Source organism: Streptomyces lunaelactis, assembly GCF_003054555.1.
GTDB classification, from domain to species: Bacteria; Actinomycetota; Actinomycetes; order Streptomycetales; family Streptomycetaceae; genus Streptomyces; species Streptomyces lunaelactis.
In genome coordinates this window covers 709,259-724,614 of record NZ_CP026304.1, presented here as the reverse complement: position 1 = coordinate 724,614, position 15,356 = coordinate 709,259, and the positions used below count along the sequence as shown (strand labels likewise).

The window sequence follows — 15,356 nt, the reverse complement described above, 5'->3', positions numbered from 1 at the left end:
TGAAGGCGGGGACCTCGCCCTCGTCCGGCAGACCGGTCCAGCGCAGGGTATGCCACTCGTGGGTGCGCGGGTCCTGAAAGAAAACGAAGCAGGGGTCGCGCGGGTCGCGATGGAAAACGTACTTGTTCTTGGCACAGCCGCCACGCCGCGAGACCTCGCCCCGGTAAGGGCCCAGGGCCTCCTCATCGTCGTACGTTTTTGATCTTCACTCCGCGTTTGCCATGGATCATGACCCGGTGCGTGGGTAGCAGTTGGTAGTACAGCTCGGCCGACGGGATCCTCAGCGAGAAGCCACCCTGGGCCATGGCTGCGGCGAACAGGCTGTTCGGGCTGTGGTCGCCGCCGGGATCCCAACTCGGCGCGTACGAGTCGAAGCGTCGGTTCTGCCACACCTTGACGATCCAGGTGGCGATCAGATGCTCCATTTCCGCCACCGTCAGGCAGGCATCGGCCTCCGGGTCCACGCCGCGGTCCGCAGTGTCCACGCCCTGGTAGCCGGGCAGGATGGCGAACAACAGCGACTGGATGCCGCCGAAGGCTCGTTCCACGGCCTGCTTGTCGGTCGGGCGCAGTACGCGGCTGGGCTTGATGTTCGCCTTGATCACTCGCTGGACTTCGACCAGATGGTGATTGCGGTAGACGGCCCCGTGGTCCGTGGTGACCGTCTCCGGCGCGAGGAACGGCAGACCGGCGACCTCGTGCCCGGCGAAATCCGCGACCACCGTGGTCGGGATGCCGGGGTAGGCCCACTCCATGTCCTTGCCCCAGTCCGGGCGCATGGGCAGCGGCATCATCACATCGCGAAGCACCATCGCCACGTCGATCGAAGCGTCCGAGACCAGACTGAGCCGGAACGCCACGATCGAGTGGGTGTACACATCCAGGGCCATCGTCAGGTGGACGGAGACTGGATCGCCGAACACGTTCTCCAGCACCTTCACCGGCAGCACCGTTGTGTCCAGGGCCACCACCTGCCCGGGGCGGTGCACCACAACGTGTCGGCCCGTCGTATTCTTCTGCGCGGCCGCAGCCGAGCGGGCGTAGCGGGCGCGGGCGCCGGTAGAGCCGAACCACTCCTGCCAGATGGTGCGTAGTGTGTCGTAGCCGGGGATGCGCTCGCACTCCTCGGGTCCGAAGACCTCACGTACATACTGGTGGATCAGGCGTTCGCGGGCCTTCGCGCTGATCTTCGCGCGATGGAGTGTCTCCTCGCGCACCGCGTACAGTGCTTCGCGGACCGCGGGCGTGACCCGGTGCCCGGTTGCCTCCCGCAACCACCTGTCGTCGGCCAGGCCCACTGGCCCGAAGCGTCTGCGGCCCATGTCCCATCGCACCAGCGTACGCAGACTCACGCGATGCAGCTCCAACTCCTTGGCGCGCTCGGGGTCCTCGGCCGCGGCCCGGCGCAGCTCCTCTACCTTCGCCAGGCGGCGCTGCGTCATCGTGGTGGTGTCGGTGTCGTACTGCGGACGGGGTTCGTGCGGTAGCGCCGCGAACGGATCACCGCTGCGGAAACCGGTCTCCACCTCGCGGATGTGGTCCAGGCGCCGCATCACGTGCCTGCGCTTGATCTGGAGAAGATCCTCCATCGCCTTCGACTGGCGTCCGCGGCTCGCGGCCGGAAGATCCGTCCGTGTCCGTGTGGACGGCCGGCAGTCCGGCCGATGTATCAGCTCGCTCAGCGACGTCGTCCACGCCGAGCCCTCGTCCCCAATCAGAGTCACCCGGCCCAGGTGCGGCAGGCACGACTCAACCCGCCACTCGTTCCCGCCGACAATCAACTCTGTGCCCGGTGAAAGCTCCCAGACGGTCGCCGTCACCTCTCCCGCCCCCATCGACGCCCGCGCTCCGCCAACCGGACCAGGCTCCAATCTCCGTAGGGACCGGACAGATCCACGCCCATGTAGCGGTGCCACATCAGGTGAGAAGCGTGGGCACGCGCAATCGCCGGGTACCTGCATTGCCCGACCAAGTCACCAAAGGGCATTGGCTCATGCGCGACCGCCTCGATCAACTGCCCCTGAGTACCCAGCACGTCAGGAAGGTCGCGGCGCTCCGCCGAGAGGGCATCCACCGTCCCGAGTGCGTACCGTCGCCATCCCGTCACCACGCTGTAGTTCCAGCCGGCGGCCAGAGCGACCTCTGCGGTAGCCGCGAACTTCAGAGCGTCTGCTGAACGGATGCGATCTGCCGGGCGCACGTCCACGAGATACGGACCCGAATCCGTGAGCAGCAAGTAGTCCGGTGTGTGCTCGACACGCCGGCCGCCAGCACGCAAGCGCAGCCTGAACGGCTGGGATAGAGCCTCCACCAGGCCAGCGGCAAAGTCTGTCACCAGCAGCAGGCGCTCCTCCTCAAAGCTCTCAAAACCGTGATGCCGGTCCGTCGTCACCAGATACTCCAGCCCCGGCCGGTGGTACTGGTCCGTGCGCCACGTGAAGCGACGCACGGGAGTACATTGAGACACGTCCACCTCGGCGAGATCCCGCACTGCGTGGACCACCGAAGTGCGGCCGACCTTCCACGTGGTAGTCCAACGCGCTGGCCACTGCTCACCGAGGTCCAACTGCTGTGAATACGCGGTGAATCCGGTGGATGCGACCGCCAAGTCGTCCAACCCGCACACGTCGGACCACGTTGCTTCGTGGGACGCCACGCGTGCTGTCTCATGCACCCAACCCCGGCTTACATCCTTCGAGTACACGGCTTCGCCCCCTCATCACTCGGCCGCGTCCGTATAGCGCGCGACGACGATATGGCGATCACCTTCTGTAAGGCGGTCGCTTTTGCGAGAGTCCCTCGTACGAGTGGCGGGATGCTGGGAGGTGTTGCGCCTGGTGTATGGACAGTTTGACTGGGCCGATGCCAAGGAATCCAGGATCGCTTTGGGCGGCGGGTTCCTCCCTGTTCGTCTCAGTAGTCCTCGGAGGAGCGCCACGACGACACGACGACTTCCGCGTAGCCTCGCGCCGCTGGTCGAAGAGTCCCTGCCCGGCTTCCTGTTGCGCATGGCCTACCGCTTGGGCGTATCTCCCGGTCGGATTGCCGATCTGTGCGGACTGAGTGATAGCCACGGCAGACTTCCGTACGCCTACCTGCGCGCCCTTCCTGACGAACTGGTGAGACAGTTGGCCCACGCGGCGCGCCTGACCACAGAGGAGGCGGAGGCCTTGACCTTGCGACGGTTCGCCGGTGCCTATCCGCCTCTGGGCAGACTGCGCGCGGACACGCCCCGGATCGGAGCAAGCGCGTCGGCCAACTGGGCCGTGAGGGCCTCCAGTCGCTACTGCCCAGAGTGCCTTCGGGGGGACGGCGGCCCTGTCGAGAACGCCTTTGGCGGTCCGTGGCGACGGCCTTGGCACCTGCCGATCGTTTTCGCCTGCTCCCGGCACCACCGTCTCCTCGAGCACGAGTGTCCCGAGTGCGAGCGTCCTCTCAACGCTGCCGTGAGTAGGCGTCCTGGTCTGATCAAGAACCCACGTCTCGTCGGTCTGCACCCGTCGCAGTGTCGCAACAGATCGCCAGCCGAGGAACGGCATGGCAGCAACCCGCGGAGTGCCAGCATCGCCTGCGGTGCACGGCTCGATGAGAACTTGGGCAGCGCCGGAAGGGAGCTGCCACCTGGGGACCTTGCCCGGCTCCTGTCGCTGCAGCAACGCCTCATTGAGCACCTAGTGCCTACATCACCGGAATCCGATGACGCCAGCCCCATGGGCAGCTCCTTTTTCCCGGATCTGATCACGACCACGCATCTGATCAAGCTGACCTGGCCTCTGGGCGAAGCCTACGTTCCCTCGACCCCGTTGGCCGATCTCATCGACAGACAAGCGGCACGCGTTGCGGCACTGGTCGAAGCCAGACGTGAGGGGCGGGCCGACGCCAAACTGATTGGCACCCGCACAGCGCCGGGCGACGCCGCGCAGTGCGGTGCTCTGCTCCTGGCCGCCGACGCACTTCTCGGGGACCGTGACCTGGCCTCCCTTCGGGGCCGGATCAATCCTTTGACGCGCGAGGCTTACCGGCGATCCAAGGGATACGCCAGCTTGATCTTCAGGCACGGTGACATCTCAACCACTCTCTCCCGCGCCACCGCTCGCCGGATCTATGGCCTCCAGACCCGCCGACGACTGCGCCTCACGGCCCCTGGTCACCGATTCCGATTGGAGGAAGTTCCGGCGTTCGTGCCTCGCGCGTGGTTCGACGCCCACATCGCCCCTCTCGCCGCTCGCCTGCCGAGCCGTGGTCAGAACACTGTCCGCTTCTTGCGTCGCGCCGCGTCACTCGGGCTCGCCCAGTTGACCTCCGGCGCTAAATGGCCCGAGTGCGCCGTCGCCATGGGGCTGCCAGAGGGCTGCGCCCGGTACGCCTTGCACGTTCTGGGCCGCCAGCTTGACGAAGCCCATTTGTGGCCAGCCTTTGAGGAAGCCGTCGAGCAGATCGCCCGAGATCTCGACCAGCAGATGAACAGCGTCGACTACGCCAACCGACGGCAAATGATGGCAACGTGGCCGCTGCCCGTGGACGACTGGCTCGCGCTCTCCGTGGACCTTCCCAAGCTTGGCCGAATGCGTGCCAAGGCTGACCCGGCCATCGGCTCCATCCTCGTGTGGAGCGAGGTCACCCAAGGGGAACACCTGCACAGTCCCGATGTGGCCGAGCTACGCGAGCAGGGCGGAAATGCGCGGATGCTCGCTCGGCGCGCCGGCGAGTACTATGCGGCGACGCTTCGAGGCTCACGGTTACGGCTGCGCCAACGGCTCCGCCTCTACGCTAATCGGCTGGCCGCCGCGTGTGATCAACATCGTGTACTGCGCGTGCCGGTGAACGAAATCGTCGGTATGGAGGCCGACACGGAGGCTGCCTCTGGGGAGCTCGGCTGACCATTGTGCCTCAATCACCTGAACGTCGAGCCGCCACCGGTCCGGGTCACGGGGTCCACCGCCAGCCCAGGCTGGCGCGGATCGAGGGTCCTCGGCGGGGCGGTAAGTAAGCCAGCCCGTGCGGCAGTGTCGCAAGTCCTATCTCGGGGGTAGCAGACGGCGGCAGTCAGCGCAGAAGACCTTGTACTTGTTCGTGGCCATCGTCGTGATTGCGCTGGTCCACCGCCAGGGCTTGCCGGGCAAATCTTGGGCGCGGTGACGGCGTACTTGAGAACACACACCGCCGTGTCGATCACAGTCCGCTCGGCCGATGGCTGTACCAAAGTGCCAAGTAGAGTTCTGAGTTTGGGTCTGATGTGCTGAACCGTAGTTGGCATCACTGCAGGTCAGGGGCGTCAGTTAGTGTCAACTAGGAGTCTTGGTCACAGGGCGCGTATCGAGAGTGTTCTCGGAGCGGTTGTCAGGCCGCTTCGCTACGGTGCAGCCATGGCGAATTTCGTACTGGTTGCAGGCGCGCGGCTCGGATCGTGGGCGTGGGACGAGGTGGTGCCGTATCTGCGTGCGGCTGGCCATGGCGCCCATCCGTTGACGCTGTCCGGTCTTGCCGACAAGCAGGGTCGCCAACGCCCGGCGTGTTGCCGGTGCCCACCTTCGTGGGGGTCCCTACCGGCCGGTGGCGTGGGAAGCGTCCTCGGCGGACGCGGTGTCCCGGACGCAGGCACCGAGCCCACGGCTTTGCTACAGCGAGACCGATTCGGTCGGCCGCTCCTCGTGGTCTCGATCCGCGACGGTCAGCTTGCACCGGCCGTCCTCGCAGGTGTGCTGCAGGCGGCCCCGCGAGATGGTCTGTATCAGGCCGATGGTCCAGCACATCGGGCAGCCGCGCAGTGCCAGTACGCCGACCGGCAGGAGCAGCAGGCTGACCGGGCCGGCGGTCGGGATGAACGCGACCGAGCCGATCAGGCTGCTGAAGCCGATCACGCCCCGGACCAGGTGGCGGGGCAGGGACGAACTCGCGAAGTCAGGGCCGTCGGCTTTGGTTGTCGTCATGGGTATCTCCAGGCGTAGGTTCGGGTGTGGCACGGAGGGACTGCTGAACCGCAGTGCGGGCGCGGTGCAGACGCGATTTCATCGCGGCGGTACTGAGGCCGAGCGCCTCGGCGACCATTCGTCCGCTGTAGCCCTGGATGTCCCGCATGATCAGCACGCGGCGCTGCTCGGCCGGCAGTGCGGCGATGGCGGCCGCCACCTTGCCCGCCTCGATGCGCTGCAGAACCACTTCCTCGGCCGAGCGCACGGCGGCATCCGGCAGGGGTGCGTGGGCCCGCATCGTCCGCGCGCGCCGCAGGCACTCGTTGCGGACGATGCGAAACATCCACGACGTCAGCGCGCCGGACGCCCGTAGCATCCCGATCTTGCGATAGAGGATGATCAAGGCTTCCTGTGCCGCGTCCTCGGCATCCTCAGGAGTGGCGCAGAGCGAGCGGGCGAATCGCTGCACGTTCGGGTGCGAACCCGACACCAACGCGGTGATCGAATCGGCGTCGCCGCGCTGGGCGGCGACGATCAGCTGTTCACCGGGCCAGGACGAGTCAGCCACGGGCTTGCTTTCGCTTGCGCATGGCGAAGTAGCTACACGTGCAGAGCAGCACGGCTCCGGCGGCGATGGCGATACCTATGATCATGTAGACCTCCTGATCCCGTCCCGACGTTTGTCGGCACATGTATAGGAGGTGCGGGCCCGCCGAAAGGATTCGGCCTGCGCCCGGAAAAGTTGATCGCGCCGTGCAACATCAGCTTCAGCACAGGGGCAGGGCTCCGTCGTTACCTCGCGATCGGTGCGGATTGATCGTGAGCCCGAGGGGCGTCGGCGGCCGGGCCATGTCCCGGCCGTGGCGGCGCAGGCCTTCGGCGATGTTTCCGCAGCCCGTCATCCGCAGAGTGCCGATCGCGAGGTTGCGCAGGGAGGCCATCGCCCGCGGCGCGCTGCCGGTCCGTACCCGTGAGGCATCCTCCCCGAACGTCACATCCCGCACATAGTGCTCTCGATTCTCAATAGCCCATTGCCCGCGCACGCGTTCGGCCAGCTCAGCAGCTGTTGCCTGGTGAACCGTCAGACTGGTGAGGGCGTAGACGCGTTCGGCTCTTCCCGTCATGTCGCTGATCCTGCCCACCACTACGGGAGGCTTCATGGCATCCCTTGCACCGCCCTCCCCGGAAGGCGACCACAACCGCGCCGGCGATTCCCGTGTGTACTCGACCGGTCGTCTCATCGGACGATCGGCAGAACTGGCGATCATCGACGGGCTCTTCGGCGCAGCCGTCACGCGGGGTACCGCGCTGATGCTGACCGGAGAGGCCGGGGTGGGCAAAAGCGCGCTGCTGGACGCTGCGGCGCTGCGCGCGTCCGAGACCGGTTTCCGGGTTCTGCGTGTCGTCGGCTCGCAGTTCGAGGAAAGTGTCAGCTTCTCGGCACTGAACCAGATATTGCAGCCGCTGGCCGGAGAGATTCCAGCGCTGCCCGCCCGGCAGGCCGAAACGCTCCAGGCGGCCGGAGGGCTGTCCGAAGGGCAGCCGACCGAGCTGCTCACCGTCGCGGACGCCGTGCATGTCCTGCTGTCGAAGGCCGCGGCCAAGAGCGGTCCTCTTGCTCTGATCATCGATGAAGTGGCGTGGTTGGACCGGCCCAGCGCCGTGGTTCTGGGAACCGTCGCCCGCTACATCCGCACTGGTTCCATCGCCCTGCTGGCGGCGTCCCGGACCGGCGACGAGTCGTTCCTGAGCAGCACCGGGATAGCTACGTACGAGGTTCATCCCCTGGACGACGAATCGGCGAACGAGTTGGTGACCGAGCGGTTCCCCGCCATGGCGGCCAGGGTCCGCCGACGTCTTGTCGCCGAGGCCCGGGGAAACCCCCTGGCGCTGCTGGAGCTGCCCGTCCCGCTCAACGACGCACAGCAGACGGAGCGAGGAACGCTGCCGGCCGTGCTGCCGTTGACCGAGCGGCTCAAGAGGATCTTTTCCGTCCGGGTCGGCGCGCTCCCGGACGCCACACGGAAACTGCTCCTGCTCGCCGTCCTGGACGGCTCGGGTGATCTGCACATCCTTCAGCAGGCCATGGGCGGCCCCGACGGCCTGGCCGGGCTGTGTTCTGCCGAGAGGGCCGGACTCGTGCAGGTCGACACTGCCACCGGCCGTCTGGTCTTCCGGCACCCTCTCACCCGTTCCGCGGTCATGGATCTGTCGACCAGCGCCGAGCGCCGTTGGGGACATCTGGCGCTGGCCGAGGAACTCCCGGAAGGATCCGAACACCGGGCCCGGCACCTCGCCGACGCCGCCGTGGGCCCCGACGACCAGGTGGCCGCCCTTCTGCACGAGGTGGCCTACAGCACCCTGCGCCGCGGTGACGCCGTCGGCGCCATCACCACTCTGCTGCGCGCCTCGGAGCTGAGCAGCACGGGGACGGCCAAGGGACGAAGGCTGGCCGAGGCGGCCTGCCTGGGCGCCAACATCACCGGTGATCTCCGCAACGTACGCGCTCTGCTGGACAATGCCGGCCACGCCGATCCGGTCGGCACCGATTCCCTGGCGGCCGCCGCCGCGGCGGCCAGTCATCTCCTCAACGGCGAAGGCGACGTGGACACCGCTCACCGACTTCTCGTCGGCGCCATCGACAACCACGACCTGCCCGACGGGGCGGACGACACCATCCTCCGCGAAGCACTGCACACCCTGGCCCTGGTGTGTTTCTTCGGCGGAAGGCCAGACCTGTGGCACTCCTTCGACAGGGCCGTGACGCGACGTCCGCTGCGCTCCTCGGATCCCCTGCTGCCGGTGATCCGGGGCACCTTCGGCGATCCGGCCCACGCGGCACTGTCCGTGCTGGACGGTCTCGACGAGCTCATCTCCGATCTCCACCGGGAGACCGACCCCACACGCATCATTCGGACCGCCGTCTCCGCCGCCTATGTCGACCGCCTGCCGGGCTGCCGCAGCGCGTTGCGGCGCGTCGTCGACGACGGCCGAAACGGCGGCGCCATCACGTCGGCGATCGAGGCGCTCTTCCTCCTGGGGAACGACGCCTACACCAGTGGACAGTGGGGCGACCTCCTGGAGACCACTGACGAGGGTCTCGGGTGGTGCGCGACATACAACTACCGCGTGCTGGCATGCTCAGGCCAGTTCCTTCAGGGGCTGCTGGCTGCCGCACAAGGTGACAACACCACCGCGCGAAAAGTCGCGGACCGCCTCATCTCCGTGGGAGGCGTAGACGCGGAGCGTACCCAGCCCTCGGGGGTTCCCCCACGTGCTGAGCGCGGCGTCCAGGTGTTCGCGGGCTGCGACGCCTCCGGCGACGTAGACAAGCGCCTTGACGTTGGGGTTGTCGGCCGCGGCGTTGGTGATCACCGCGCCGCCGTAGGAGTGCCCGGCGAGGATGATCGGACCCTTGATGGACTTGAGGACGCTGGCCAGGTAAGGCGCGTCGGCCGGCAGTCCACGCAGCGGGTTGGCGGGCGCCACGACCGGGTAGCCGTCCCTCTGCAGCTGCTTGATCACGCCGTTCCAGCTCGCCGACGCATCGGCGAAGCCACCGTGCACGAGCACCACTGTCGGCTTGGCGGCGTCCGTCTGGTCGGACGCCGACGTCGCTGACGCGGTCGATGCCAGCAGGGCTGCCGCTGCGGCTCCGGCAGTGCCCGCCGCGACTATTCCGTAACGTACAACGTTTTTGCGCATGTTCTCGGCTCTCTGTCTTTCTGGTGGTGGGGTTACGCCCGGTGGGCGGCGGCCTGCTTGATCAGCTCGGCCACGGCTTCCGGCTGGGAGACGTAGATGGCGTGGCTTCCGGCGGCCTCGGTCACGGTGGCTCCGGCTCGCTCGGCCATCGCGCGCTGAGCCGGCGGCGGGATCATGCGGTCGTCGGTCGCGACGAGGTACCAGCTCTGCTTGGCACGCCAGGCGGCCTCCGTGACCTTCCCGTTGAGTGCCCCCACGCCCCAGGGCACCTGCGAGTCGGCCATGAACCGGGCTTCTTCGGGCGCCACATCGCCCGCGAACGACGCGGCGAACTTCTCGCGGTCGAGGAACAGAAAGCCGTCCTGGGGCGGCAGGATCGGCGGAACGGGCGCGTCGGGAACCGGGTCGGCGATCAGGGTGGCGACCGACTCGTCCTTGTCCGGTGCGAAGGCCGCGATGTAGACGAGCGCGGCCACACCCTCGTGCCGTCCGGCCTCGGTGATCACGGCCCCGCCGTAGGAGTGGCCGACGAGCACGGCCGGCCCGTCCTGGGCATCGAGGACCTGGTGAGTGACCGCCACGTCGCCTTCGAGCGAGTGGGTCGGGTTCTGTACGACGCTGACGTTGAAGCCGTCGCGGGTGAGGAGGCGGTGGACCGGTTGCCAGCCGGAACCGTCGACGAATCCGCCATGCACAAGAACGATGTTCTTGACGGCACTCATGTGATTGCTCCTTGTTTGTCGGAAGCCTTCCGGGCAGCTACAAGCTAGGTCGGACCGTCCGTTCCGGCTTCGACCAAATGACCTAGTTGTGCGACGAGCGAGGCCGACGGAAGGTCAGCCGTGCTTCGCGCCGCGGCCGTCACGAAACGCGTCACCGCCTGCGAGAAGGCCTCCGGCTCCTCGAGGTGACCGAAGTGCCCGCTGTTCTCCAGGATCAGCAGTTCCGATCCGGGGATCAGCCGGTGCAGTTCCTCGGCCCATCGCACCCCGCAGATGACGTCGTGGCGGCCGACTACGACGAGGGTCGGCACGGTGAGCGAGCCGAGGTCCTCACGGTCGTCGATGACGTGCGGGGAGAGGTTCTCGTCCAGCCCGGAGATGTGGGTGGCCCGCACGGAGGCACGCAAGGGTGCGAACTCCTCCTGGCGGCCCCAGTAGTCGGCGAAGTACGAGGGGATCAGCCCCCTGACGACGACTGTCATCCGTGCGTCGTCGGAGATGGTGGGGATGGCCTGGAAAGCCGTCAGGACCTCGGGGAGTTCGGGATGGTCGGCGTGCCGCGCCGCGAACAACTGCACCAGGCGCATGGCCTCGGCGGCGTGTTCGGGACCGGTCAGCGGCGCGCTGTCGTAGAGGATCACCCCGGCGACGCGCTCGGGGTGGTGCAGCGTGTGGTACTGGGCGACGAAGCCGCCGTGCGAGTGACCCAGAAGGTGAACCTCGGGGACGCCGAGGTGCTCGATCAGCGCCCCGAGGAACCGGCTGTAGCGGGGCCTGGTGTAGCCGTGGGGGTGGGAGGGCAGGCGGCCGGAGGCGCCGCTGCCGATCGGCTCCGGGTACACAATCGTCAGGTGCCTCTCCAGCGCGGGCATGCGCAGGTACTCCCAGACGATGCCCGGTCCGCCGGAATGCGCGACGCACACCGGTCCCGTGCCGTGGACGTGATAGCGCTGCACGACTCCGTCGATCTCGACGGTGTGCGTTCCGGCGGCCAGAGGATCGGTCGCAGAGGTGGTCATGGGGTCTCCGTATCCGGCAGGTGTCGATGACACCGGCAGGACGCCGGAGAGAGGACGAAGTTCGACCCGGACTACGTGACGCCCGTCACATTGGGGTGAGTTGCTGGATGGCCTGCACCGGCCTGGGGTGCAGGAGACGCAGCCGGTGCGGACGACCGGCGTCGTCCAGGGTCATCAGCCAGGCCACCGAGGGCGGGCAGTGGCCGGGGTTGTCGGCGGGGTTGAGGAGTTCCATCTCCCAGACGACAAGGGACCGGCCGGCCACGGCATGAACCAGGCGCTGCCGTACACCGGCCTCGAGGTCACCGTCCATGCCGCGCACGAGGACGCTCCTGCCACCCACTGGGTCGTTCCCCCTGAGCAGGGCGATCTCGGGCGACCAGCGCTCCGTCATCAGCGCGCCGAAGCGTCCGCTCTCGGCGGCGGCCAGTGTCTCGCGTGCCTCGACACGGCTGGCGCGGATGCGCTGCGCGGTGTCGCCGTGCGGGGCGTCCGCCGTGGCGGCGAGGGCTGTCGCGAGCTTGGCCCGTCCCTGGTTGAGCCGGCTGCGGACCGTGCCGACCGGGACCCCGCAGGCGTCGGCTATCCGCTCGTAGGACGTGACGCCGGTGCTGAAGTGACGCAGCACCAGGGGCAGGCGCAGTGCGGGGGACAGCCCTTCTATGGCCTCCCAGATCCAGTTCCGCATCGTGTGGTGCTCCAGCCACTGCTCCGGACCGGCGTCCGTGGAGGGCACGTGCAGACCGTCGATCGGCTGGGAGGGAACGGAGCTGCGCAACAGTGAACGGCTGGCGTTGCGCACGATCATCCGCAGCCATGCGCCCACGGCCGCCGGGTCGCGGACGTCGCCCACGCGGCGGAGCGCGGTCACTGCAGCGTCCTGGACCATGTCGTCGACGTCGGGCCCCGGCCCCAGAATGCTCAGCGCCACCGCGCGCATACCTGCCCGGTGCCGTTCCAGCAGCAGACCCAGGGCAGCGGTCTCACCCGCCTGCGCGGCACGCGTGAGCACCGCGTCCTCGATGCGCCCGGCTTCGCCTGCATTCCAGCTCATGGGGTTCCTCTTCCGGCGTCTCCCGTCGTGCGTGTGACCGTACTGCGCGCGACCCGGTGGCGTCACGGCCTGCCAGGGAAGCGGTGTCGCCCGGGCTTCGTACCGGCAACGCGCCTTGCCATCGGTGTCCTGCGCGCCGCCGGGATGCTGCAACATCGCAGCCGCCCTGCGCCGAAACACCCGCGACGCCCTACGCCCACGGGCCAGGGCTGATGCGTTCTCAGTCGGCGAGATGAGCTGATCGCCTGCGTACGCGCCGCCGTGGTCGGTTCGGCCGGTACGGCAACGAGAGACGCGACCCCTGATGATCAGGGATCTCGAAGCCTGATCACGAACAGGCCGATCGCCTCGGGCCCTCGGACGAGGAGGCCGAGGCGGAGATGCGGCGCCTGCTTGGCATCGTTCCGATGGGGCGTCAGGCTTGGCCTCGTACTGCCGGCGACTGGGCTTGCGGCGACGCTACGGGCGCCGACTGTGCGGGGCTCCCTGCCGCGCTCTGTCACCGGTGAGCGTCTTGGTGGTCCACTGCCGTCCTCGCTGCCGGCCCAGGTTGACGCGGCCGTCGGTGGGAAGGGGCCGTCACCTGTGGCAGGGCAAGAACCTGGTCGACGCGTACGAGCAGCCTGCCGCAGTGCTGTGTGACGCCGACTGTCTCGCCACCCTGCCCGCCCGTGAACGAACCGAAGTATGTGCTCCAACGTTGTCTTATGGCGCTCAGGTTCCGAACGGACGTCGCGGTGGTTCAAGTGCGTGCTGTGTCGGTTTTCCTAAGCTTCGACGGCAGAAGGAACACCCGGGCTGTTCCTGGACGGGTACACACCAAAGACGAGAAACTCGTGAACCAAGAGAATTCCGGCCGCGTGGCCGTCATCGCAGGTACCGGCGCCGACATGGACATCCCCAACGGGGTGATCGGCAGTGTGCGGATCGCAGGCCCGCCGGATCAAGGTGATCGTTTGCCATCGGGTCACCTCGGTGTCCGTCGGCACCAGCAACGCCCACACCAGCAGGGGCGCGTGGCGGGCCTCCATCCGGACAGCCATGCTCCACTGGAGCCCGCTCGCTGCTGATCAGCCGGTTCCACGCCTTCTGCGCGCCGAGCCCGGACGCGGCTGGGCGACCCACAGGGCTGACGCGAAGACAACCATCCTCACTTTTAGACCCCTTTAGTACATAAGCATAATCAGCTCCTTGATCGTCGAGGAGCTGATTTTCTGAAATTCGGTGGTCGGACAAGGCTGCCGTGGAAAGCGGAGACATGATGGGCAAGAGTCCTTATGACTATGTCGTGGTGGGAGCGGGGACAGCGGGATGCGTGATTGCCTCCCGGCTTTCGGAACGCCCCGGCGTGCGGGTGTTGCTGCTGGAGGCCGGAGCCCGGGACGCAACCGAGACGATGGCATCTCCTTGGGGCTTCCTGGGGTTTGACCCGTCATCCCTCTGGCTGGGCGCCTCGACCGTGCAGGCCGGTACAGGCAGGGCCGCTGACGTGCTGCGCGGCAAGGCGCTCGGCGGATCGTCGAGTATCAACGGCCTCTACCACCTGCGGGGGCACCGCTCCGGTTACGACGAATGGCCCGGCCTCGGTGCTCCAGGCTGGGGTTTCGACGATCTGCTGCCCTATTTCCGCCGCAGCGAGAGCACTCGCAGCCGTAATGCCTCCGTGCGGGGCACGGACGGGCCGGTCGCGGTCGCCCCGGTCCCGGAACCCCATCCCCTGGCCACGGCGGGCGTCGACGCCGCGGTGGAGGCTGGGTTCGCACGCGCCGATGACATCGGCAGCGGGCTGGAGACCGGGTTCGGGTGGAGTGACATGAATCTGCCCGGCGGCGCCCGCCAGAGCGCGGCCGACGCCTACATCCGTCCGTTCCTCGACCGGCCGAACCTGGACGTCGTCACGGACGCGACCGTGCAGCGGCTGCGCACCACCGCGGGCCGCTGCACCGGCGTCGAGTACACCATCGGTGGGGAGCACCTGTCCGTCGACAGCGCCGAGGTGGTACTGACCGCGGGAGCCATCGGTTCCGCACACCTCCTGATGCTGTCAGGGATCGGCCCGGCACAACACCTTGAGGAACACGGTATCGACGTCGTCGCCGACCTGCCGGGAGTGGGCTCCCATCTGCAGGACCATCCGATGGCGGGCGTGGTGTACGAGGCCATCCAGCCAGTACCGTTCGTTCCTGCCAACCCGCCGGCCGAAATGATGGGCCTGCTGTACAGCGACCCCGCCGCGGCCCGGCCGGACCTTCAGGTCTACATCGTCGCCGCACCGCTCCCGTCGGCATGGGGCCAGCCGCCGGCCAACGGCTACTCCATCGCTTTCTCCGCGATGTCTCCGCACAGCAGCGGCACCGTGCGCCTGGCGGACGCCAATCCCGGCAGCGCTCCCGTCGTCGACCCCGGCTACCTGAGCGACTACCGTGACCTGGAGATCATGCGCAAGGGCCTGGCCCTGGCACGCCGCATCGGGGAGGCCGACGCGTTCGCCGACTGGCGCAAGCAGGAAGCGGTGCCGGGCTCCGGGACGAGCGGCGAATCCGTGGACGAGTTCATCCGCAAGGCCACCGGCCCCTACTTCCACTTCACCGGCACCTGCCGCATGGGAGCCGACGCCGATGCCGTCGTCGACCCTGCGAACCTTCGCGTGCACGGAATAGCCGGACTGCGGGTCGCCGATGCCTCGGTGATGCCGTCCATCCCCTCGGCCAACACCAACGCGACCGTCTACGCCATCGCCGAACGGGCCGCCGAACTGATCGACTGAGTCCTCTTCAGCGCCCACGGCGCTTCCACAACGCGCTCATCCCCGACGCCTGGACCGCCGGCAGCTGGCCGGAGTCTTCGACCAGTTGCCGGCATCCTGCTTGCCGAACTCAAGGCGGCCGGCGAGCTCGACGGGTCCAGGCCCTGTGTGGACGGCTGCCACATACGCGCGAAAGTG

General features: G+C 67.8%; 11 protein-coding genes and 3 pseudogenes. 5 read left to right on the top strand and 9 right to left on the bottom strand.

What is annotated here, in order from left to right; all coding sequences use genetic code 11:
- Positions 1 to 182: 182 nt before the first annotated feature.
- Both SLUN_RS42000 and SLUN_RS03210 read right to left on the bottom strand, forming a co-directional pair.
- Positions 183 to 1,589: a hypothetical protein gene (locus tag SLUN_RS42000; protein ID WP_306610667.1), complete on the bottom strand. Its 1,407-nt coding sequence runs from the start codon at positions 1,587 to 1,589 to the stop codon at positions 183 to 185.
- 227 nt (positions 1,590 to 1,816) lie between these two features.
- Complete coding sequence (locus SLUN_RS03210; protein ID WP_257153645.1) at positions 1,817 to 2,656, bottom strand: TnsA-like heteromeric transposase endonuclease subunit; 840 nt, start codon at positions 2,654 to 2,656, stop codon at positions 1,817 to 1,819.
- A gap of 151 nt (positions 2,657 to 2,807) precedes the next feature.
- Between SLUN_RS03210 and SLUN_RS42275 the strand changes: the two are divergent.
- The 3 genes and pseudogenes from SLUN_RS42275 to SLUN_RS40840 form a co-directional block, all read left to right on the top strand.
- A pseudogene (locus SLUN_RS42275) lies at positions 2,808 to 3,392 on the top strand (TniQ family protein); the annotation flags it as partial.
- Positions 3,393 to 3,710: 318 nt separating this feature from the next.
- A complete protein-coding gene (locus SLUN_RS40845; RefSeq protein ID WP_254709835.1) occupies positions 3,711 to 4,880 on the top strand; it encodes a hypothetical protein in 1,170 nt (389 codons plus the stop codon).
- 486 nt (positions 4,881 to 5,366) lie between these two features.
- Positions 5,367 to 5,498: pseudogene (locus SLUN_RS40840) on the top strand (alpha/beta hydrolase); the annotation flags it as partial.
- Between the two features lie 120 nt (positions 5,499 to 5,618).
- Here the strand turns inward: SLUN_RS40840 and SLUN_RS03195 are convergent.
- The 3 genes from SLUN_RS03195 to SLUN_RS39285 all read right to left on the bottom strand — a co-directional run bounded on the left by SLUN_RS03195 (position 5,619) and on the right by SLUN_RS39285 (position 7,072).
- Positions 5,619 to 5,930 carry a hypothetical protein gene (locus SLUN_RS03195; protein WP_108147064.1) on the bottom strand — a complete coding sequence of 104 codons (312 nt, stop codon included), beginning with the start codon at positions 5,928 to 5,930 and terminating at the stop codon, positions 5,619 to 5,621.
- Complete coding sequence (locus SLUN_RS03190) at positions 5,902 to 6,480, bottom strand: RNA polymerase sigma factor (RefSeq protein ID WP_108147063.1); 579 nt, start codon at positions 6,478 to 6,480, stop codon at positions 5,902 to 5,904. The genes SLUN_RS03195 and SLUN_RS03190 overlap by 29 nt, the downstream gene beginning before the upstream one ends.
- A 199-nt stretch (positions 6,481 to 6,679) precedes the next feature.
- Complete coding sequence (locus SLUN_RS39285; protein ID WP_170146519.1) at positions 6,680 to 7,072, bottom strand: transposase; 393 nt, start codon at positions 7,070 to 7,072, stop codon at positions 6,680 to 6,682.
- Between SLUN_RS39285 and SLUN_RS40835 the strand changes: the two are divergent.
- Positions 7,035 to 7,583: pseudogene (locus SLUN_RS40835) on the top strand (ATP-binding protein); the annotation flags it as partial. The gene SLUN_RS39285 and the pseudogene SLUN_RS40835 sit on opposite strands and share 38 nt — an antisense overlap.
- Positions 7,584 to 9,053: 1,470 nt before the next feature.
- Here the strand turns inward: SLUN_RS40835 and SLUN_RS03175 are convergent.
- The 4 genes from SLUN_RS03175 to SLUN_RS03160 all read right to left on the bottom strand — a co-directional run bounded on the left by SLUN_RS03175 (position 9,054) and on the right by SLUN_RS03160 (position 12,412).
- Positions 9,054 to 9,617: an alpha/beta fold hydrolase gene (locus SLUN_RS03175; RefSeq protein ID WP_108154486.1), complete on the bottom strand. Its 564-nt coding sequence runs from the start codon at positions 9,615 to 9,617 to the stop codon at positions 9,054 to 9,056.
- A 32-nt stretch (positions 9,618 to 9,649) separates the two neighbouring features.
- Entirely contained in the window at positions 9,650 to 10,339 is a 690-nt protein-coding gene (locus tag SLUN_RS03170; RefSeq protein ID WP_108147061.1) for an alpha/beta fold hydrolase, read from the bottom strand.
- A 44-nt stretch (positions 10,340 to 10,383) separates the two neighbouring features.
- On the bottom strand, positions 10,384 to 11,358 hold the full coding sequence (locus SLUN_RS03165; RefSeq protein ID WP_108147060.1) for an alpha/beta fold hydrolase: 975 nt from the start codon (positions 11,356 to 11,358) through the stop codon (positions 10,384 to 10,386).
- A gap of 85 nt (positions 11,359 to 11,443) precedes the next feature.
- On the bottom strand, positions 11,444 to 12,412 hold the full coding sequence (locus tag SLUN_RS03160; protein ID WP_108147059.1) for an RNA polymerase sigma factor: 969 nt from the start codon (positions 12,410 to 12,412) through the stop codon (positions 11,444 to 11,446).
- A 1,261-nt stretch (positions 12,413 to 13,673) separates the two neighbouring features.
- On the opposite strand from SLUN_RS03160, the gene SLUN_RS03150 reads away from it, so the two are divergent.
- Positions 13,674 to 15,179 carry a GMC family oxidoreductase gene (locus SLUN_RS03150; RefSeq protein WP_108154485.1) on the top strand — a complete coding sequence of 502 codons (1,506 nt, stop codon included), beginning with the start codon at positions 13,674 to 13,676 and terminating at the stop codon, positions 15,177 to 15,179.
- Positions 15,180 to 15,356 lie beyond the last annotated feature (177 nt).